At 49.3% G+C, this 20,032-nt stretch carries 18 protein-coding genes; 15 read left to right on the forward strand and 3 right to left on the reverse strand.

The features are described 5' to 3' along the window. Nucleotides 1-53 precede the first annotated feature (53 nt). From folC to purF, 4 genes are all read left to right on the forward strand, one after another. Nucleotides 54-1,361: a bifunctional tetrahydrofolate synthase/dihydrofolate synthase gene (gene folC / locus WBJ47_RS12220; protein ID WP_422242811.1), complete on the forward strand. Its 1,308-nt coding sequence runs from the start codon at nucleotides 54-56 to the stop codon at nucleotides 1,359-1,361. Nucleotides 1,362-1,469: 108 nt separating this feature from the next. Next, entirely contained in the window at nucleotides 1,470-2,288 is an 819-nt protein-coding gene (locus WBJ47_RS12225) for an SPOR domain-containing protein (protein WP_422242798.1), read from the forward strand. Further along, a complete protein-coding gene (locus WBJ47_RS12230; protein ID WP_422242799.1) occupies nucleotides 2,285-2,773 on the forward strand; it encodes a CvpA family protein in 489 nt (162 codons plus the stop codon). Before WBJ47_RS12225 ends, WBJ47_RS12230 begins: the two co-directional genes overlap by 4 nt. Before the next feature lie 45 nt (nucleotides 2,774-2,818). Continuing rightward, nucleotides 2,819-4,333 (forward strand): amidophosphoribosyltransferase, encoded by a 1,515-nt coding sequence (purF, locus tag WBJ47_RS12235; RefSeq protein ID WP_422242800.1) that lies wholly within the window; start codon nucleotides 2,819-2,821, stop codon nucleotides 4,331-4,333. Here purF and WBJ47_RS12240 read toward each other — a convergent pair. The 3 genes from WBJ47_RS12240 to map form a co-directional block, all read right to left on the reverse strand. Further along, nucleotides 4,330-4,884, reverse strand: a complete 555-nt coding sequence (locus WBJ47_RS12240; protein WP_422242801.1) for a disulfide bond formation protein B — start codon at nucleotides 4,882-4,884, stop codon at nucleotides 4,330-4,332. The genes purF and WBJ47_RS12240 overlap by 4 nt on opposite strands. Continuing rightward, entirely contained in the window at nucleotides 4,799-7,408 is a 2,610-nt protein-coding gene (locus tag WBJ47_RS12245; protein WP_422242802.1) for a [protein-PII] uridylyltransferase, read from the reverse strand. The genes WBJ47_RS12240 and WBJ47_RS12245 overlap by 86 nt, the downstream gene beginning before the upstream one ends. A gap of 69 nt (nucleotides 7,409-7,477) precedes the next feature. Then, a complete protein-coding gene (map, locus tag WBJ47_RS12250) occupies nucleotides 7,478-8,278 on the reverse strand; it encodes a type I methionyl aminopeptidase (protein WP_422242803.1) in 801 nt (266 codons plus the stop codon). A gap of 217 nt (nucleotides 8,279-8,495) precedes the next feature. Here map and rpsB point away from each other — a divergent pair, with 217 nt between their 5' ends. The 11 genes from rpsB to lpxD all read left to right on the forward strand — a co-directional run bounded on the left by rpsB (nucleotide 8,496) and on the right by lpxD (nucleotide 20,011). Continuing rightward, nucleotides 8,496-9,242: a 30S ribosomal protein S2 gene (gene rpsB / locus WBJ47_RS12255; RefSeq protein WP_422242804.1), complete on the forward strand. Its 747-nt coding sequence runs from the start codon at nucleotides 8,496-8,498 to the stop codon at nucleotides 9,240-9,242. A gap of 87 nt (nucleotides 9,243-9,329) precedes the next feature. After that, complete coding sequence (tsf, locus tag WBJ47_RS12260) at nucleotides 9,330-10,208, forward strand: translation elongation factor Ts (RefSeq protein WP_422242805.1); 879 nt, start codon at nucleotides 9,330-9,332, stop codon at nucleotides 10,206-10,208. A gap of 90 nt (nucleotides 10,209-10,298) precedes the next feature. Then, entirely contained in the window at nucleotides 10,299-11,015 is a 717-nt protein-coding gene (pyrH, locus tag WBJ47_RS12265) for a UMP kinase (RefSeq protein ID WP_290194447.1), read from the forward strand. A 10-nt stretch (nucleotides 11,016-11,025) separates the two neighbouring features. Further along, on the forward strand, nucleotides 11,026-11,586 hold the full coding sequence (gene frr / locus WBJ47_RS12270) for a ribosome recycling factor (protein ID WP_422242806.1): 561 nt from the start codon (nucleotides 11,026-11,028) through the stop codon (nucleotides 11,584-11,586). A gap of 12 nt (nucleotides 11,587-11,598) precedes the next feature. After that, nucleotides 11,599-12,363, forward strand: coding sequence for a polyprenyl diphosphate synthase (gene uppS, locus WBJ47_RS12275; RefSeq protein WP_422242807.1), 765 nt, complete (start codon nucleotides 11,599-11,601; stop codon nucleotides 12,361-12,363). After that, nucleotides 12,308-13,210, forward strand: a complete 903-nt coding sequence (locus WBJ47_RS12280; RefSeq protein ID WP_422242808.1) for a phosphatidate cytidylyltransferase — start codon at nucleotides 12,308-12,310, stop codon at nucleotides 13,208-13,210. Before uppS ends, WBJ47_RS12280 begins: the two co-directional genes overlap by 56 nt. Beyond that, nucleotides 13,204-14,403 (forward strand): 1-deoxy-D-xylulose-5-phosphate reductoisomerase, encoded by a 1,200-nt coding sequence (locus WBJ47_RS12285; RefSeq protein ID WP_422242812.1) that lies wholly within the window; start codon nucleotides 13,204-13,206, stop codon nucleotides 14,401-14,403. Before WBJ47_RS12280 ends, WBJ47_RS12285 begins: the two co-directional genes overlap by 7 nt. Before the next feature lie 57 nt (nucleotides 14,404-14,460). Next, nucleotides 14,461-15,846 carry an RIP metalloprotease RseP gene (gene rseP / locus WBJ47_RS12290; protein ID WP_424585318.1) on the forward strand — a complete coding sequence of 462 codons (1,386 nt, stop codon included), beginning with the start codon at nucleotides 14,461-14,463 and terminating at the stop codon, nucleotides 15,844-15,846. A gap of 101 nt (nucleotides 15,847-15,947) precedes the next feature. Next, on the forward strand, nucleotides 15,948-18,269 hold the full coding sequence (bamA, locus tag WBJ47_RS12295; RefSeq protein ID WP_422242822.1) for an outer membrane protein assembly factor BamA: 2,322 nt from the start codon (nucleotides 15,948-15,950) through the stop codon (nucleotides 18,267-18,269). A 146-nt stretch (nucleotides 18,270-18,415) separates the two neighbouring features. Next, a complete protein-coding gene (locus WBJ47_RS12300) occupies nucleotides 18,416-18,904 on the forward strand; it encodes an OmpH family outer membrane protein (protein WP_422242821.1) in 489 nt (162 codons plus the stop codon). Nucleotides 18,905-18,916: 12 nt separating this feature from the next. After that, on the forward strand, nucleotides 18,917-20,011 hold the full coding sequence (gene lpxD, locus WBJ47_RS12305; protein ID WP_422242819.1) for a UDP-3-O-(3-hydroxymyristoyl)glucosamine N-acyltransferase: 1,095 nt from the start codon (nucleotides 18,917-18,919) through the stop codon (nucleotides 20,009-20,011). Nucleotides 20,012-20,032: the final 21 nt, after the last annotated feature.

Below are 20,032 nucleotides of genomic sequence, written 5' to 3' on the forward strand. Positions count from 1 at the left end.
GGTCATGCACTGTTAAAATCAAAACTTCGCAGCTCATTTTGAATCACACCCCCATGGCGATCGTGCATCCCCCTGTTGGCGCTACGCTAAACGTTTGGCTTGAGTACCTCGAATCGCTGCATCCCAGCGCGATTGATATGGGTCTTGAGCGTGTCCGCCAAGTCGCAGATCGGATTTCCTTGGAAAGCTCCGCTGTCAAAATTGTTGTGGGTGGTACCAATGGCAAAGGCTCTACCTGCGCCATGCTCGAGTCCATTTTGCTGGCTGCCGGATATCGGGTGGGTCTTTACACCTCACCCCATCTGATGACGTTTAACGAACGTGCGCGGGTAAATGGCGATATTGTCAACGATGCTGCGCTCATTCGACAATTCGAAGCCGTCGAAGCTGCTCGCAATGGAGTATCCCTGACTTACTTTGAGTTCACCACGCTCGCCGTTTTGCGACTATTCGCAGAATCAGCGCTTGATGTGATGGTGCTAGAGGTCGGGTTGGGTGGTCGCTTGGATGCAGTCAACATCGTCGACGCCGACTGTTCAATCATTACGAGTGTCGATATCGACCACGTTGACTGGCTAGGCGATACGCGTGAAAAAATTGGTTTCGAAAAGGCGCATATTTTTCGCCCAAACTGTCCAGCCATTGTGAGCGACCCAGCGCCGCCTCAATCTCTACTGGATTACGCCAAAAAAATTGGTGCGGACCTTTGGTTATTTGGTCGTGACTTCAATTATTCGGGCGATCGTCAGCAGTGGGCCTTTGGTGGGCGTGAACAGCGCCGCAATGCACTTGCCTATCCTGCGTTACGGGGGGCCAATCAGCTTTTAAATGCCTCTGCCGCACTTGCTGCGCTGGAGTCATTGCGGGATCGCCTGGCGGTTCCTCAGCAAGCGGTCCGTCAAGGATTACTTCAGGCTTCTTTGCCTGGCAGATTTCAGATTCTTCCTGGCCAACCCACCATTATCATGGATGTGGCGCACAACCCTCACGCTGCGGCGGTGCTTGAGAAAAACTTGGGCAATATGGGCTTTCACCCCTATACCTTTGCGGTCTTTAGCATGTTGGCCGACAAGGACATCGAATCTGTCATTCGCCACATGGCGCCACGTATTGATCACTGGTTCTGCGCGGCCTTGCCCGGACCTCGTGGACTTTCTAGTGAAGCCATTCAATCGAAAATTCAGCAGACTTTGGCGGATCCCGAGTCAAAAGCCCCAAAAGATGTACAAATTTCTGGCTACAGTTCAGTCAAAGAAGCTTTTGCCGCGGCCCGCAGCAAAAGTAACCTGGATGATAGAATCGTGGTGTTTGGATCGTTTTTAACGGTTGCCGAGGCACTCAGCTCTCAAAAAGATGCTTAACTTAATCGACGTTTAAACGTGTTTTGGTATTCACTTTGCTTGAGCAAGTGAAATTTGGACGCTAAAAGCGCTTGTGTTTCAGTCTGTTTTCCAGTCAGGATGTTTTAAATGGGACTGTTTTCCAGAAAAGATAGTGCCCCTTCGCGTAAGCCCATAGGCAAGCCGCGGCCCTCTGTTACGAGCGAGGCCCAGGCAGCGGAGCTCCGTATCAAAGCTAGACGACGTCTGGCGGGTGCTGTTGCCTTGATACTTGCCGCAGTGGTTGTTCTTCCGATGTTGCTTGATTCTGAGCCTGCCCCTGTCGCAAGCAACATACCGATTCGCATCCCAGATCGGCAAACACCTTTTCAGCCTAACCTGTCTAGTCCTGAGTCCACCCCATCTTCGGGGGATGCCGCTGGACAAGCTGCTTCTTCAAACACTGGGACCAACCCAACGGAAAACATTCCCTTGGCGTCAGGGCAAGTTAAACCAGAAACAACCGAAAAGCCTCCTCAGGCGAATGTTGCGGATGCTGGAAAAGCGACTCCAGCCGCCAAACCTACGACACCCGCGGCACCAACGGCCACCACACCACCCACCGCACCTTCTAGCGCACAACAGCGAAGAGACGACTCAGCGCGCGCACTTGCGCTTCTCGAAGGCCGTAGCCCCGTTGCGAGTGCTCCCACCCCAAAAGCACCTGTCAAGGGTAATTTTGTCGTCCAGGCAATGTCACTGGACTCCTCAGCGGATGCTCAAAAACAACGTAATGTTTTGATTGCTGCAGGACTCAATAATGCATTTGTAGATGGCCCCGTCGATGTGAATGGTCGTCCTAAATATCGAGTGAGAGTCGGACCCTTTCAGTCCCGCGAAGCAGCCCAAGCGGCCCAGACACGTCTGCGCACCCAAGGCTATGGCGGTGCATTCATCACTACACAGTGACGGGCTTTGATTTTGTCCTCTTAGCGATACTTGCAATCTCAGCTGTGCTGGGATTGCTCAGAGGCCTTCTTAAAGAGGTCTTGTCGTTGGTGGCGTATGCCTCGGCATTTTTAGCGGCAATTTGGTGGGGACCTACCGTCTCCGAGTGGTTCGCCCAGTGGATTTCTCAGCCGTTTGTCAGTATGGCGCTTGCTTATTTAGGTGTATTTATTGCTGTTTTGCTGTCGATTGGATTCATCAATATGACATTGGCAGCGCTGTTAAGTAAAACTGGACTCACTCCAGCAGATCATGGACTGGGTGCCTTGTTTGGTCTTGTTCGAGGGGTGCTTTTTGTTTTGATACTCGTTATTTTGGCTGGATATACGCCATTACCCGAGGAGCCGTGGTGGAAAAATGCCATGTTTTCAAAGCAAGTCGTAGGTGTAGTGCAGCAAATCAAGCTCAGATTGCCTCCACCGGCGAATGACTGGTTGCCTTATTAGTTTTCAATTTGTTTCATTTTGTTTTAACCGTAATCAGGAAATTTCATGTGCGGAATTGTTGGTGTCGTCGGTCGCGGTCCTGTTAATCAGCTGATATACGATGCATTGCTGCTGTTGCAGCACAGAGGTCAGGATGCTGCCGGCATTGCGACTTCAAATGGTAACCAGTTCAACATGTACAAAGCGCACGGACTGGTTAAAGATGTGTTCCGTACGAGAAATATGCGTTCACTGCCTGGCACCTCCGGAATCGGACAGGTTCGCTACCCAACAGCAGGCTCATCAGAAAGCGTAGAAGAAGCTCAACCTTTTTACGTGAATGCTCCTTTTGGCATTACGTTTGCTCACAACGGAAACTTGACTAACTGGCATGAGCTACGCGAGTCACTTTTTAAAGTTGACCAACGCCACATCAATACCAACTCTGACTCTGAAGTATTGCTCAACGTGCTCGCCCATGAACTTCAACGTGCGGCTAATGGCGTGTCTCTGGATGAGCATGCGATTTTTCGTGCGATAAAAGCCGTTCATCAACGTGTAAAAGGTGCCTACGCCGTAGTGGCTCAGATTGCTGGGTATGGCCTTATCGCGTTTCGTGATCCGAATGGTATTCGTCCGCTTTGCTTAGGACAATCTGATGCACCACAAGGTGTTGAGTGGATGGTTGCCTCAGAGTCCGTTGCGCTTGAAGGTTCAGGCTTTCAGTTTGTGCGCGATATACAGCCAGGTGAGGGTATTTTTATTTCTCTTGATGGAAAACTAAGCAGCGAACAGTGCGCACCTGGTGCGATTCATGCTCCCTGTATCTTTGAATACGTCTATTTTGCCCGACCTGACTCGGTACTAGACGGTGTATCCGTATATGGCTCGCGCTTAAAGATGGGTGAGTATTTGGCAGACAAGCTTGCCAAGCAACTTCGTCTGGGCGATATCGACGTAGTGATGCCAATTCCTGACTCTTCCAGACCGGCCGCGATGCAGCTTGCAGATCGTCTTGGACTGAATTATCGCGAAGGCCTCATTAAAAATCGTTACGTAGGCCGTACGTTCATCATGCCTGGTCAGGCTGTTCGAAAAAAATCTGTCCGTCAAAAGCTCAATACCATTGGCATGGAGTTCAAAGGCAAAAACGTTCTCCTGGTTGACGATTCGATTGTGCGTGGCACCACGAGTCGAGAAATTGTCGAAATGGCCCGTGCAGCGGGTGCGAACAAGGTTTATATGGCCTCAGCTGCACCACCAGTTCGATACCAAAACGTCTATGGCATTGATATGCCAACTCAAAAGGAATTGATTGCCACGGGTCGAAACGAAGAAGAAATTGCTAACATCATTGGTGCGGACGCTTTGGTTTACCAAGATATTCAAGCAATGCAGCGTTCTGTCTCTGACCTGAATCCGGCCCTGACACGCTTTGATAATTCCTGTTTTACCGGCGAGTACATCACTGGTGACATCACACCAGAATATCTCGAACGTGTCGGTCGCAACCGTGGTCAGGCTCAAGATGGCTCTAATGGACTGCTTTTTAATATGGGATTTGCTGCCGAGGATAACTAACGTCGCAATCTGAGCAAGGCGATGATGCCAAGCACGCCAATCATGCCAAACATCGCCATGCTCCACCAGGCGTACTCTATGCCTAAAAGCTTGATGCGCGCCTCCATACAACTTGCGTAAATGCCAAACAACCACGGAGCGGCTGCATCAAGACCGCTTTTCGTCATCAGCTGGTCTGCAAAAGTTTGTGCACAGGAAAAAGTATTGGCTGCAACTTTTTCCTGATAGACCGCTGAGGTCACGCCAGCAATTGCGATCGCAATGATCCCAGTAGTTCCGATCGATAAGCCCTTACGATTTAGTTTCAAGAATGTCAGCAGTAACGCCGTCATGCCAATCATTAAATACAGAAGACGCTGAAACACGCACCATGCACAGGGCTGCATATCAAATTGATATTGCGAAACTAAAGCTATAGCAACAGAACCTATACTGAGCAAACTGATCAGACGTAAAATTTTGATTTCATGCTGCACGCTGCTGCTCCTGAGACAATGTATCGAGTAAGGCACGTTCAAATTGCCTTTGAGTACGCGGCTGCGATAAAGCATCCCCTTTGATGACAAATACGTCTTCAACGCGATCACCCAAGGTCATGACTTTAGCCGTCTGCAAGTGAATATTAAAAGCCACAAATAGTTGCGCTAAATCACTTAACAATCCCGAACGGTCTGTCGCGGTGATATCCAGTACCCATGAAGCATTATCGTCACCAGGTTTAATTTCAACAGATGGAGGAAACGGGAAAGCCTTAGATAGTCTTGAGGCTCGTGTACTGATTTTGTGTTTTAGATCAGCCAGACTTAAAAGATCTAATTGAGTCGATAACTCATGCTCAATCAATGCAGCATCGGCACGCAAATCTCGCTGCTTATCTGTTGGCAGCACAATAAAACTATCTAACGCGTAGCCACGACGAGTGGTGTGAATCCGAGCATCCTGAATATTGAGCCCACGACAGCCGAAATAACCACAAAGGCGTGCAAATAGTTCCTTAACATGTTTCGTGTAAACCATCACTTGCAAACCTTCACCGCCCTCGGTTGGACGAGCTTTAACTACGGTCGCCTCTGTTCCAAAACAGTGATAAAGATGACGTGTGTGCCAGGCAATTTCTTGCGCATCATGTCGCATGAAGTAGGCAATATCCAACTCAGCCCAAAAGGTCTCTCTCGCATCGTCACGTAAGCCTGCCAGACGCGTGAGACTAGCAGCCTCATCCATGCGATGGCGTAAAACTGTATTTGAATCCCCTAGAGACCCACCCAATGCTGCTAGGGTCAAGTTAAACAAATCCTCAAGCAGCTTTCCTTTCCATGCATTCCAAACTTTGGGGCTTGTGCCACGCACGTCAGCAACAGTCAATAGATAGAGCGCGGTGAGATTTCTGGGAGTTTGCACAATCGCTGCGAAGTCACGAATCACTTGTGGGTCTGAGAGGTCCTTTTTTTGCGCAACTTGTGACATCAGCAAATGGTGCCTGACTAAAAACACCACCAGCTCTGTCTCATCCTTCGCAAGATCATGGGTTCGCGCAAACTTTTTGACGTCTTCAGCGCCAAGAGTTGAGTGATCACCGCCACGGCCTTTTGCGATGTCATGAAAGAGTGCCGCCACATAGAGCAGCCAGTGACGATCAAATCCTGCTATCAAGCGGGTGGCAAGAGGGTACTCTTGCGCGTGTTCGAGCATAGTGAAACGGCGAATATTTCGTAAGACTGCCAACGTATGTTGGTCAACGGTATACACATGAAATAAATCATGTTGCATTTGGCCTACTACTCGACGAAATGCAGGAATATAGCGAGGCAAAATATTCAACATTGTCATCCGCCTCAGCGCATGCACGATCCCTTGGTTTTGTTTAAGGATCTGTATAAACAAATGTCTATTTTTAGGCTCCGCTCTAAAGGCAGCATCAATGAGATGTCTAGCATGCCAAATCGCACGCAAGGCACGGGCCGACAACTCAGTCAATTCGGGATTCTGCTGCATCACTAAAAAGATACGCAACAGTTCCGAGGGGTGTTTTTGAAACAGATCATCATCGACAATATCCAGTCGATGATGACTCACGAGATAGTGCTCATCTAGCCTTCGGGCATCCGTTTGAGATAAAGGAAAAAGATGCTCTCCGATCGCTTGAACCAACAATGTATTGAGTTGAGTCACCAGACGCGCAGCCCAGTAGTAGCGCTGCATCAAGATTTCACTTGAGCGGCGGGTCGCGTTCGCAGTGATTTGATACGCTTCTGCCAGCCCATGCTGTAAATCAAATAGCAGACGATCCTCTCTGCGATTGACCAGCAAATGCAACTCGATACGAAGTCTTTTAAAAGCTTGTTCCGCACGATTTAAATCACGCGCTTCTGCATGTGTCAGCAATCCTGATTGAGCAATTTGACCCCAACTTTGTCCAAAACCCGCTGCTTTGGCCATCCATAAGATCACCTGCAGGTCGCGCAAACCCCCGGGGGACTCTTTGCAATTTGGCTCAAGGGAGTAGGGCGTATCCTGATAGCGAGAGTGCCGCTGCTGCATCTCGCTGCGCTTTGCCTGATAAAAACTTTTAGGATCCAGCTGCTCTTTCATGCGCTGCATGAAAACCTGGGTGAGTGATCGACTACCCGCAATCCAACGAAGTTCTAGCAAAGAGGTTTCAACAGTAATGTCAGCACGTGCTTCCGCCAGACATTGCTCGACAGTGCGCACGCTACATCCTGGCTCAAGACCTACATCCCACATCGCTGCCACGAGCCCACTCAATGTCGCTTCTGCGATGGGACTTGGGTCAGCTGGCAACAAGATTAATAAATCTACGTCCGAAAACGGATAAAGTTCTCCTCGACCGAAACCTCCTACAGCGGCTAGGGCGGCTCCTTTTGGTAAAGGATAAAGCTCTAACAGCTGACGTAACGCTTGATCAGCAATTCGCCTGAGAGAGGTGAGCAGGGAGTCAGCGCGCGGCTGGTGACGATACTTTTCAATGGCAGCTTGCCGCTCAAGCAGAATTTTTGTCCGGATAACGCTGATGCGCTCACTGAAAGTTTCATTGAGTCCGCTTTGTTGAGTCATCCGGATACCTTACTTAGGCTTAAAACAATATTAAAAACCGTTGTGCTAAAAACACTAGCGGTTAAATGATTAAAGATGAATGAAGGCAGGCGGGGCGGGCATTCCAGGCGATTGCGTCAGAACCTCAAATCCAGAGTCAGTCACCATAATTGTGTGTTCCCATTGAGCAGACAGACTGTGATCACGTGTCACAACCGTCCAGCCATCGGCTAACTGACGGATCTCTCTTTTACCTGCATTAATCATAGGTTCGATCGTGAAAATGAGGCCCGGCTCAAGCTTTTGTCCAGAACCAGCCTTGCCATAATGCAAAATCTGAGGATCTTGGTGAAATTTTTGACCAATTCCATGACCACAAAACTCGCGTACAACCGAAAACCCCTGTTGCTCAGCATATTTTTGAATGGCACTTCCAATATCACCCAACGTGTTGCCGGGCTTGACTTGAGCAATACCTAGCCACATGCACTCATATGTCACTTCAGTGAGGCGTTTCGCAAGAATAGAGGTCTCACCCACGGCATACATACGGCTAGTGTCGCCGAACCAGCCGTCCTTGATGATGGTGACGTCGATATTTAAGACATCACCGTTTTTCAAAACTTTGTCACCTGGAATGCCATGGCAGACTTGATGGTTGACCGACGTGCAAATCGCACCTGGAAAAGGCGGGTAGCCGGGCGGGGCATAGCCAACCGTTGCCGATTTGACCTTTAATTCCTCAGTCAAAAACTTTAAACATAGTTGATCGAGTTCGCCAGTCGTCACACCTGGTTTGACATAGGGAGTGATGAAATCAAGAACTTTTGCAGCGTCGCGACAAGCCGCCCGCATTTTGGCTTGATCTTCAGGGTTTGTAACAAGACTCATGATGACTTGAGTAAATATAGTGAAAGATAGTAGAATTATAGGCTTACCAAGTTTTGAGACGGGTGATTCACCTGAAACAAACTGTATATTTAGCAGTAATTGGGACGTTGCCAACATTGTGTTGGCAAATTCCAAAATCGCGTGTCATGTCACCAGGGTGCCTGCATAAAGCGGGTGCATTCATGACACTAGACCTAACCCTCGGAGCTTTATTATTATGTCTTTAATGCGTGAAATGCTAGAAGCGGGCGTCCACTTTGGCCACCAGACCCGTTACTGGAACCCCAAGATGGCTCCTTACATTTTCGGCCATCGCAACAAAATTCACATCATCAACCTCGAAAAGACCGTTGCCAACTACCAAGATGCGACTAAGTTTTTGCGTCAGGTTGCTGCAAAAGGCGGAACAGTTCTGTTCGTCGGCACCAAGCGTGCTGCACGTGAACTGGTGGCGGCAGAGGCTGCTCGCGCTGGAATGCCTTTCGTTGACAGCCGTTGGCTTGGCGGCATGCTGACCAACTTCAAAACAGTCAAAAGCTCCATCAAACGCCTGAAAGACATGGAAGTCATGATCGCCGAAGGCACGACAGAGCGTATGACCAAAAAAGAAGGCCTCATGTTCCAACGCGAACTCGACAAGCTCAACAAGTCGATCGGCGGTATCAAGGACATGAATGGTTTGCCTGACGCTATTTTCATGATCGACGTTGGTTACCACAAGATTGCTGTTGCCGAAGCAAATGCCTTGGGCATCCCAGTTGTTGCTGTCGTGGACACCAACCATTCACCTGATGGTATTGATTTCATCATTCCTGGCAATGATGACTCAGCCAAAGCCATTGCTCTTTACGCTTCTGGCGTAGCCGATGCAGTGATCGCAGGTCGTGGTGACAACATCAACGGTTTGGTCGAAGAACTGACTCAAGGTGAAGAGTTCGTTGAAGTTGATCAGGCAAAAGCCTAATCACTGATCGCGCTCGCACAATGTGAGCGCATGACACTTACACCCTGACCGATCGGTCAGGGTGCTTTTACTGATACTGGAGCAAACATGGCTGACATTACCGCCGCAATGGTCAAAGAGTTGCGCGAAAAGACAGACGCACCCATGATGGAGTGCAAAAAAGCCTTGACAGAGGCTGCTGGTGACATGGCGCGTGCCGAAGAAATTTTGCGTGTTAAGTTGGGTAGCAAAGCAAGCAAAGCTGCTAGTCGCGTCACGGCAGAAGGACTGGTTGGTCTCTACATTTCACCTGATGCGAAAAAAGGTGCTGTGATTGAAATCAACTGCGAAACTGACTTCGTTGCAAAAAATGACGATTTCGTCGCTTTTGTTGCTAACCTTGCTAAATTGGTCGCGACAGAGGGCGTTGCTGATGTGGCTGCGCTTTCCGCTACGCCAATGGCTGACGGAACGGTTGATAGCGTTCGCACTGCATTAATCGGAAAAATCGGCGAAAACATCTCTATTCGACGCTTCCAACGTTACGACACACCTAACAAGCTCGCGAGTTACGTTCACAGCGGCAAGATCGGCGTGCTGGTCGAGTTTTCTGGTGCAGATGAAGTTGGCAAAGACTTGGCCATGCATATTGCTGCAACGAAGCCACGCGCTGTTGACGAAACCGGAGTTTCTGACGCTGACAAAGAGACAGAGCGCTCAGTGGCTCGTCAAAAGGCCGCCGAATCTGGCAAGCCTGCCGAGATCGTTGAAAAAATGGTCGAAGGCGCTGTTCAAAAATACCTCAAAGAAGTTGCGCTACTGTCACAGCCTTTTGTTAAAAACGACAAGCAGACAGTCGCTCAGATGCTAAAAGAGAAATCATCCGCCATTACAGGCTTTTCCCTGTTTGTCGTGGGTGAAGGTATTGAAAAGAAAACCAGCGACTTTGCTGCCGAAGTAGCCGCCGCGGCTGCCGGTAACGCATAATTTTGTACCTAAAGCCGGGCGGCGCAGCATTGGCCGCCCGGCTTTCGCATACAATTTTGTCTGTGTTTAACACTCCGGATTGATCCCCATATGACCAGCAGAATGCACAAACGAGTTCTCCTCAAACTGTCTGGCGAAGCATTGATGGGTGATGATGCATTTGGCATCAATCGTGCCACGATCATGCGCATGACCGACGAGGTCGCCGAAGTCGCGGCAATGGGCGTACAACTCGCCATTGTCATTGGCGGCGGCAATATCTTTCGTGGTGTTGCGCCAGGTGCCCAAGGCATGGATCGTGCGACCGCCGACTACATGGGCATGATGGCCACCGTAATGAATGCTCTCGCACTTCAAGATGCGCTTAAGCATCGAGGCGTGGATGCTCGCGTTCAGTCGGCCCTGAATATCGAGCAGGTTGTCGAACCCTATATTCGCCCTAAAGCTTTGCGCTATCTCGAAGAAGGCAAAGTTGTTATTTTCGCTGCCGGTACAGGCAATCCATTTTTTACAACTGATACAGCTGCTGCTTTACGTGGTGCTGAAATTGGTGCAGAAGTTGTACTAAAAGCTACAAAAGTTGACGGCATTTACAGCGCTGACCCAAACAAGGATCCTGCTGCGACTCGTTACACACGGATTAGTTTTGACGAAGTCATTGTCAAACGTCTTGAGATTATGGATGCAACTGCGTTTGCACTTTGCCGCGACCAAAAATTACCTATTAAAGTGTTTTCTATCAATAAACCCGGTGCGTTAAGACGCGCTGTTAGTGGTGAGGACGAGGGCACCCTCGTTCACGTCTAAAGGAAACAACATGAGTATCGCGGACATTCAACAATCTGCCGAAAGCCGTATGGGAAAATCCCTTGAGACGCTGAAGGCTAACCTTGCCAAAATTCGAACCGGTCGTGCACACACGGGGATTTTGGATCACGTTCAGGTGGAGTACTACGGCTCACCCGTTCCAATCAGTCAGGTTGCGAACGTGACGCTAATGGACGCGCGCACCCTAAGCGTATCAGTTTGGGAAAAAAACCTTGGTTCGGCGGTCGAAAAGGCTATTCGTGACTCTGACCTCGGTCTCAATCCTGTTGGAATGGGAGACAGTATTCGAGTCCCCATGCCTGCTTTAACAGAAGAGCGTCGTCGAGACCTCAACAAAGTGGTCAAGTCTGAAGGTGAAGACGCGAAGATCGCGATCAGAAATCTGCGTCGTGATGCCAATGAAGCCTTTAAGAAACTCGTCAAAGAAAAAGAGATTTCCGAGGATGACGAGCGCCGCGCTCAGGATGTTGTTCAAAAGTTGACTGATCGTTGCGTTGTTGAAATTGACAAGATGATTGTTCAAAAAGAAGCAGAGATCATGACGGTTTGATCCGTCATTTATATGGCAATCAGCTCAACAATTGACATCCCGGATATATCCGCGGTACCAAAGCACGTTGCCATTATTATGGATGGCAACGGCAGATGGGCTGCGAAGCGCTTTTTACCCCGAACTGCGGGACATGCACGGGGCGTTCAGTCCGTTCGCGCTGCAGTAGAGACTTGCGGCAAGTTAGGCGTGCGCTATCTCACCCTGTTTGCCTTTAGCTCAGAAAACTGGCGTCGCCCTGCTGACGAAGTCTCCTTGTTGATGCGCTTGTTTGTCCAGGCTCTCGAAAGAGAGGTAACACGATTGCTTGATCAAGGTGTGAGATTGAGAGTAGTGGGCGACCTTTCTGCTTTTGAACCCAAACTTCAAGAGCTGATTGCCCAAGCCCAAGCAAAAACCGCACACAACGATCATCTTCACCTGACCATTGCTGCCAATTACGGCGGTCGTTGGGATATTTTGCAAGCCATGAAAAAAATGATGGTTGCGCACCCCAAGTATGGCTCTGAACCCGGACTGATTGATGAGAGCGCTCTTTCAGAACACCTGTCGATGTCTTGGGCGCCTGAGCCTGATTTATTTATTCGTACAGGCGGAGAGCAGCGCATTTCAAACTTTTTGATTTGGCAACTTGCTTATACAGAACTATTTTTTACCGATTGCTACTGGCCAGATTTTAGTTCTGACGAGCTGAAAAAAGCGTTTGAGTGGTATCGTCACCGTGAAAGACGATTTGGGCGAACAAGCGCTCAACTTCAATCTCAGAAAACGAGCTAAATACATGCTCAAACAGCGCATCCTTACAGCCATCGTATTATTGATGATCTTGGCTGGCGTGCTTTCATCTGACTCCGCCTGGCCTTTCTTCGTATTTCTGGCAGTGACCTGTGGCATTGCTGGCTGGGAATGGACACGTCTGACTTTGGGCCGCTCCTCAAGCTATCCGATTTGGCTTGGTGCAGGTCTTTTTGCTATCACGATGGCGCAAGCTTTTGCTTGGCTAAATCTCGATTTATCCAGCCAACTGGCCGTTCGAGTAAGCGCGGGACTCTGTGTCCTGTTTTGGTTTATTGCAGTGGGTGGCGCGATCTATCGTGCGCAAGTTCAAGCACCTACAGCACCCATCGCTTGGAGTGTTTTTGCGCTACTCACACTGTTTGCGACCTGGGGCGTGCTTGCGATCCTTTATCGCACCCACGGAGTGACATATGTGTTGTCTTTACTCATTGTCATATGGGTTGCCGATATCGCCGCATATTTTGTTGGACGCGCGTTTGGTCGTCACAAACTTGCTCCGTCTATCAGCCCTGGTAAAACCCGCGAGGGTGCATTAGCAGGAATTGTCGGGGTCGTTATTTGGATACTTGTCTCTTTCCAATGGCAGGGAAGCTTTGCAGCCGATCTAATGGATCGATGGGGATTGATAAGCACCATCGCATTATCGGTATTGCTAGCAGTTTTTTCTATTTGTGGTGACCTTTTCGAGTCCATGCTCAAACGAAGGGCCGGCGTCAAGGACTCCAGTCAACTCCTACCTGGCCATGGCGGATTTTACGATCGGATTGATGCTGTGGTGGCAGTTGTGCCACTTGCTTATTTACTGACAGAGGGTTTGAAATTTTGAAAACTCTCAACGTCACAATTTTGGGTTCGACAGGGTCGATTGGCATCAACACCATTGATGTCATTGCGCGGCACCCAGATCGCTTTTCTGTCTTTGCACTATCAGCACACACACGTATTTCACAACTTGCTGCGCAAGCGCAAGAAACAAGAGCGAAGGTTGTCGTCGTTCCTACTGATCACGCCGCGCAGATATTTAAGTCTTGCTGGCGTTCAGAGAGCGTCATGCCAGAAATTAGAGTGGGCAACCATGCACTTGCTCAAACAGCAGCTGATAGCAGGACAGATGTCGTCATGGCCGCGATCGTTGGTGCGGCTGGTTTGCCATCAGCTTTGGCAGCTGCGCAAGCAGGTAAGCGCGTTCTGCTTGCAAACAAAGAAGCACTTGTGGCTGCAGGTTCATTATTTATGGCGGCTGTTCGCGAGAACGGTGCAGAGCTTTTGCCCATCGACAGTGAACACAATGCTATTTTTCAATGCTTACCGCACGATGGTCGGGCAAGTGCACCGACAGTACCCGCAGCAGGTGTTCGTCGTTTGATTCTTACCGCTTCTGGTGGACCTTTTCGCACCAAACGCTGGGAAGAGCTGCATCTTGTCACACCAGAGCAGGCTTGCGCGCATCCAAACTGGAGCATGGGCAAAAAAATCTCTGTTGACTCAGCGACGATGTTAAATAAAGGACTCGAAGTCATCGAAGCGCACTGGTTATTTGCCATGCCTCCAGAACGCATCAACGTTGTGATTCACCCTCAAAGTGTTGTTCACTCAATGGTTGAGTATGAGGATGGTTCGGTGCTTGCCCAACTTGGACAACCCGACATGCGAACGCCGATTGCTTATGGCCTAGGTTTTCCTGACCGCATAGAGTCAGGCGTTGGCTTACTGGATTTAGCGCTCGCGGGCAGGCTAGATTTTGAACAACCTGATCTCAATCAATTCCCATGCCTGAAGTTGTCATTTGATGCGTTATCAAGCGGGCAGGGCGCATGTATTGCACTGAATGCCGCAAATGAAATTGCCGTTGAAGCTTTTTTGGATGCTAGATTAGCTTACACCTCGATTTCATCGGTGATTGAATCGACGCTGAGCTGGCATGCGGGTCATCCTACACGCTCTTTTCAATCACTCGATGATGTCATGGCTCTAGACGCCGAGGTGCGTCATCGAGCGGTTGCATTTTTAACGTCGTAGTCATTCGTCTCTCGTTTCGAATGATTGAGCAGTTAACGTATTTTTCTGGCTGTGAATATGCTCACAACTCTTATTTCTTTTTTTGTGACGCTTGGCGTACTCATTACTTTTCACGAGCTCGGCCATTATTGGGTGGCGCGTTGGTGTGGAGTTCGCGTCCTGCGCTTTTCTGTCGGTTTCGGACGTGTACTCATTAAACGGTTCGATCGGAACGGGACTGAGTGGGCGATCTCCGCAATTCCACTGGGCGGTTACGTCAAGATGCTTGATCAAGATGATTTGGCACCGTCATCTAAGATTTCTTCTTCAGAACACAGCGCGGCGACACATGCCAATCCACCCGGATCTCCTGACCCAAGGGGGAGCAGCTTTCAATCACAACCTGTTTTAAAGCGTTTTGCTATTGTTGCTGCAGGTCCTGTATTTAATTTGCTTCTTGCTGTGTTTTTATACGCCTCAATTAATTTTGTTGGAAACAAAGAACCAGAAGCGGTTTTGGCTCCCCCTACAGCAAATTCACCCGCTGCCATGGCGGGGCTGAAGGGCGGTGACAAAGTAGTGGCCATCAATCAGACTGCCATCGCCTCATGGCCTCAATTGCGCTGGAACTTGCTACAAAGGCTTGCAGACGGAGGCGAGGCAGAGATCACAATCGAGCGAGGTGGTGCACAACTACATCGAACTCTCCAACTGCCAACCCTGGCCGATCCTTCGCAAGCGGATCCAATGCGTGACCTCGGTTTGGGTCTCGCTAGCGGCCCTCCTATTGTGCGCTCGGTTGTCGAAGGAAGCGTGGCACAGCGCGCGGGGCTGATTTCTCGGGATCTTATTATTTGTGTTGGCGAGACCAACCGTCCAGATATTGGAAGCCTAGTCCAAATTATTCAGAACAATGCCGGCAAACCTCTTGAGCTTGAGGTAGATCGAAATGGGGAAAAACTCAAATTCATAGTCACTCCTAGCCCACACACACTAGAAAATGGTCAAACAATCGGGCGCGCAGGCATCCAGCTCGGGGCTGACATACCGATGGTCGAAGTCAGCTATGGGCCAATCGATAGCCTCGTTCAAGGGGCTATCAAAACATTCGATACCGCATGGTTTTCACTTCGAATGATGGGACGAATGCTGACAGGCGATGTCTCTCTCAAAAATATTAGTGGGCCTGTCACGATTGCGGACTACGCTGGACAGTCTGTCAAAATTGGCTGGGAGGCCTATATTGCCTTTTTAGCCCTTGTCAGTGTGAGTCTTGGAATCTTGAATCTATTGCCGATTCCCATGTTGGATGGGGGGCATCTCATGTACTATCTCATCGAGATGGTTCGCGGAAAGCCTGTTACTGACCGTGTCATGGAGTGGGGGCAGCGCATTGGAGTGAGCCTGCTTGGAGGACTGATGGTTCTGGCTTTATTTAACGATCTAATTCGTATTTTTAACTAGCCCATTTTGACTTAAAATTCGTTGTTCGCTGTTTTTGCGATTGTTTTACTCATTCAAATAAATACTAAGGATTACCCGGGATGCTCGCTCGATTGCCCTATATGTTTGACAAAAGCCTGCGTTTACTTGCGCTTGCATTGTGTCAGGTGCTGTTGATTGCATCGCTGATGTCTCCACAGTCCGCACAGGCATTTGAGCCTTTTGTGGTGAGCGACATCAGAGTCGAGGGCATGCAACGCACAGAACCGGGTTCAATTTTTGCTCAGTTACCCTTCAAAGTCGGACAAAGGTTTACTGAAGATCTCGCGACAGAATCCGTACGAAAACTCTATGCAACCGGGTTGTATGCAGACGTTCGGATCCAGACTGCCAACCGAGTGGTGGTCGTTGCAGTTCAAGAGCGTCCAACCATCGCCGCGATTACCTTTACAGGAATGAAAGAGTTTGAGCCCGAAGCCATCACGGGCAATCTCAAGCAAGTAGGTTTTGCTCAAGGACGCGTCTTTGATCAGTCAATGCTTGAGCAAGCGCAATTTGAGCTTCGTCAGGCATATCTCAACAAAGGTAAATACGCTGTCGAAATTTCCCCAACTGTCACGCCCTTGCCACGTAATAGAGTTGGTATCAACTTTGACCTCTTTGAGGGTGGTGTCTCGCGTATTCGTGAAATCAACATCGTTGGCAACTCAGCCTTTTCTCAAAGCCGCTTACGAGACCTGATGTCTTTGACGACTCCCGGCTGGCTCACTTGGTATACCGATGCAGACAAATATTCACGTGAAAAGTTAGAGCGTGACGTCGAAGCGATCAAGTCTTTCTACCTTGATCGCGGATATCTCGAATTCAAGATTGAACCGCCTCAAGTTTCAATCTCAGGTGATCGGCAAGACATCTTTATTACGCTGACCTTGACTGAAGGCAAGCCCTACACTGTTTCGGAAGTCAAACTCGCAGGCGAGTTGCTGGGCCTTGAGAGTGAAATCAAAGAGCTCGTGCAGTTAAAGTCAGGTCAAGTTTTTTCTGGTGCTAAAACCAATGCAACGGCTAAAGGGATTTCAGATTACTTAGGTGGTTTGGGTTATGCCTTTGCCAACGTGAACCCCAATCCTGTTCTGGATCGCGAAAACCAAACAGCTGAGGTGACCTTCTACGTAGACCCCAACCGTCGCGTATATGTTCGTCGCGTTCAAATTGTCGGTAACCACAGATCCAAAGATGAAGTGATTCGACGCGAGGTCCGTCAACCCGAAGCTGCTTGGTATGACTCTGGCAAGATCAAACTTTCACGTGACCGGCTCGACCGAGTGGGTTACTTCAAAGACATCAAAGTCGGTACCGAACCCGTTCCTGGTTCTCCTGATCAAGTTGACATCAACCTGACTGTCGAAGAAAAGCCCACTGGCATGCTGAATTTGGGCGTAGGTTACGGGCAAGTCGATGGCGTCATTCTGTCAGCCGGTATTACTGAAGAAAACGTTTTTGGTAGCGGTACCAACTTGACGCTCAACCTCAATACGAGCGCGTCGAACCGAAGCGCAGTGTTAGCTCATACAGATCCGTTTTTCACTAATGACGGCGTCAGCCGAACCTCGTCCATTTACTACCGTACGGTGACACCTTATTCCAACAACCCCGGAAACTACAAGGTCACAACAGGTGGTCTTGGTTTGAACTTTGGTGTGCCAATTACTGAGTTTGACAGGATCTTTCTGGGTGTCAGCCTTGAGCGTAACTCAATTGGTTTGTTCGATAACTCTCCGCTGGCGTACCGCGAATATGTGAGGGATTACGGCGAAACCACAACAGCTGCGATTCTGAACACAGGCTGGGCCAAGGATACCCGAGACAGCGCACTCAGCCCGACAAAAGGTTCTTTCACACGCTTAAAGCTTGATGTGGGCACTGGCAGCCTCGATTACTACATGTTGGGTGCCCAGTATCAGGGCTACGTTCCTGTTGGTCGTGACTTTACGCTTGCCTTTAATGGAATGTTTGACTTTGGTAACAGCTACAAAACTGATTTGCCTTATCCAATCATTAAAAACATTTACGCCGGCGGTATTGGTACGGTAAGAGGTTACTCACAAAACTCGCTCGGCCCAACTGACCCTATCACGGGAACTTACTTGGGTGGATCTAAGCGGGTAGTGGGCAACATACAGTTTTATCTTCCGTTCCCAGGTAGCCAACAAGACAGAACCTTGCGCTGGTTTGCCTTCGCAGATGGTGGACAGGTTTTTGGTACTGATGGTTTTGGCAACGATACAGCGATTGATTTTGGTCAAATGAGATACTCTGCAGGTATCGGTTTATCCTGGATTTCACCACTTGGCCCGCTCCAGTTGTCCTTTGCCCGTCCTCTAAACTCGAAACCTGGTGACAACACACAAATCTTCCAGTTTCAAATCGGTACCGGATTCTAAGCAGTTTTCCTCGATCGTTTAGTGGCACAATACTAACTTGTACTTTTGTTTATCGTGAGAATTACATAATGGTTTCATCCTCAGTTTCCCCAGTTCCAATGCGCACTCACTTTGCGACTTTTACCCGTCAAACGATGGTCTGGGTGATGACTCTGACCTGTTTGGCGTTGGCGTTGACGTTTAGTCATTCTGTGCGCGCTCAGGGCTCAAAAGTCGGTTTTGTGAATACTGAGCGTATTCTTAGGGACTCAGTGCCTGCTAAAGCAGCACAAACCAAAATCGAAGCTGAATTCAAAAAGCGCGAAGAAGAAATCCAACGTTTGGGAAACAGCTTACGTACTGCCGCCCAAAAGTTTGAAAAAGATGCCCCTGTGCTGTCTGAATCAGATCGTAACAAGCGTCAACGCGAACTTGCTAGTCTCGATGCTGACTTGCAGCGTAAGCGCCGCGAGCTTCAAGAGGACTTTAACCGTCGTCGTAACGAAGAGTTTGCAACCATTATCGAGCGTGCAAATGCTGCGATTAAACGTATCGCCGAAAAAGACGATTACGACATGATTTTGCAAGATGCTGTCACTGTGAATCCTCGCGCTGATATTACTGACAAGGTAATTCAGGCGTTAGGTACAAAATAACTAACCGCATCTATGCCCGTTCTGTTAGACCCGGCACGGGCACCCATACTCTCTGAACTATTGCGTGCCGTTCCTGGCGGCTTAGTTCAGAGTGTGGTGCCTGGCTCTGGGCATCACACTGATCCTCGCATTGCTGGGTTGGGATCTCTTGCGCATGCCTCTGAGCTTGAGATTTCTTTTATTGTTCATCCTAAATACCTCGATCATTTAGCCCGAACACGTGCCTGCACGGTGATTGTGCTTCCAGAAATCGAAGAGAAACTCTCACAGGCTGTTCCTCCTCCATCATTTGCAAGAGTCATTTGCAAGCACCCCTATCTTTTGTATGCGCGCATTGCTCAATGGTTTGAGTGGGCGAGACGTCCAGCTTACGAACCCAGCATACACCCCTCTGCCATTGTTGATCCTACTGCGCAGATCGATCCCAGCGCATTGATTGGTCCTCATGCGGTCATTGGCGCGAGATGTACGGTTGGGGCGATGACCCAAATTGGAGCAGGGTGCTACCTTGGTGACGATGTTGAAATCGGTGCATCTTCCGTACTCTATCCCCGTGTGTCAATTTATTACGGTGTCAAAGTAGGTGACCGTGCCATCATTCATAGTGGGGTGGTATTGGGCGCAGACGGCTTTGGCTTTGCACCTGACCCAACACTCTCCAAAGGCGCATGGGGGAAAATCCCTCAACTAGGCGTTGTTTTAATTGGTCATGATGTAGAAATTGGTGCGAATACGACGATTGATCGTGGTGCCCTCGACAACACCATTGTCGCTGATGGCGTCAAAATCGATAACCACGTCATGATTGGTCATAACTGCCAGATTGGTGCCCACACAGCCATTGCCGCATGCGTGGGCGTCGCCGGCTCAACCATCATCGGTTCGCGTTGCACGATTGGTGGGATGGCCGGCATTTCTGGCCACTTAATCATTGGTGATGACGTACATATTTCAGGTGGTACAGGAGTCATTGCCAGTATTGATACGCCTGGAAGATATACCGGGGTGTACCCGTTTGCCGAACATAAAGAGTGGCAACGCAATGCGGCAGTGATCACCCAACTCTCTACGTTGCGCAAGCGCGTGAGAGCACTCGAACGCGAATAACGTATCTGTGTCTATTGAACT

Source organism: Zwartia sp. (assembly GCF_049655405.1).
Lineage (GTDB): Bacteria > Pseudomonadota > Gammaproteobacteria > Burkholderiales > Burkholderiaceae_B > Zwartia.

What these genes read in the sequence shown, in the direction of transcription:
- uppS (WP_422242807.1), top strand. Translation starts at nt 11,599, where the DNA reads ATGGCAATCAGCTCAACAATTGACATCCCGGATATATCCGCGGTACCA.
- tsf (WP_422242805.1), top strand. Translation starts at nt 9,330, where the DNA reads ATGGCTGACATTACCGCCGCAATGGTCAAAGAGTTGCGCGAAAAGACA.
- lpxD (WP_422242819.1), top strand. Translation starts at nt 18,917, where the DNA reads ATGCCCGTTCTGTTAGACCCGGCACGGGCACCCATACTCTCTGAACTA.
- rpsB (WP_422242804.1), top strand. Translation starts at nt 8,496, where the DNA reads ATGTCTTTAATGCGTGAAATGCTAGAAGCGGGCGTCCACTTTGGCCAC.
- purF (WP_422242800.1), top strand. Translation starts at nt 2,819, where the DNA reads ATGTGCGGAATTGTTGGTGTCGTCGGTCGCGGTCCTGTTAATCAGCTG.
- WBJ47_RS12245 (WP_422242802.1), bottom strand. Translation starts at nt 7,408, where the DNA reads ATGACTCAACAAAGCGGACTCAATGAAACTTTCAGTGAGCGCATCAGC.
- frr (WP_422242806.1), top strand. Translation starts at nt 11,026, where the DNA reads ATGAGTATCGCGGACATTCAACAATCTGCCGAAAGCCGTATGGGAAAA.
- map (WP_422242803.1), bottom strand. Translation starts at nt 8,278, where the DNA reads ATGAGTCTTGTTACAAACCCTGAAGATCAAGCCAAAATGCGGGCGGCT.
- pyrH (WP_290194447.1), top strand. Translation starts at nt 10,299, where the DNA reads ATGACCAGCAGAATGCACAAACGAGTTCTCCTCAAACTGTCTGGCGAA.
- bamA (WP_422242822.1), top strand. Translation starts at nt 15,948, where the DNA reads ATGTTTGACAAAAGCCTGCGTTTACTTGCGCTTGCATTGTGTCAGGTG.
- WBJ47_RS12240 (WP_422242801.1), bottom strand. Translation starts at nt 4,884, where the DNA reads ATGCTTTATCGCAGCCGCGTACTCAAAGGCAATTTGAACGTGCCTTAC.
- WBJ47_RS12300 (WP_422242821.1), top strand. Translation starts at nt 18,416, where the DNA reads ATGACTCTGACCTGTTTGGCGTTGGCGTTGACGTTTAGTCATTCTGTG.
- folC (WP_422242811.1), top strand. Translation starts at nt 54, where the DNA reads ATGGCGATCGTGCATCCCCCTGTTGGCGCTACGCTAAACGTTTGGCTT.
- rseP (WP_424585318.1), top strand. Translation starts at nt 14,461, where the DNA reads ATGCTCACAACTCTTATTTCTTTTTTTGTGACGCTTGGCGTACTCATT.
- WBJ47_RS12225 (WP_422242798.1), top strand. Translation starts at nt 1,470, where the DNA reads ATGGGACTGTTTTCCAGAAAAGATAGTGCCCCTTCGCGTAAGCCCATA.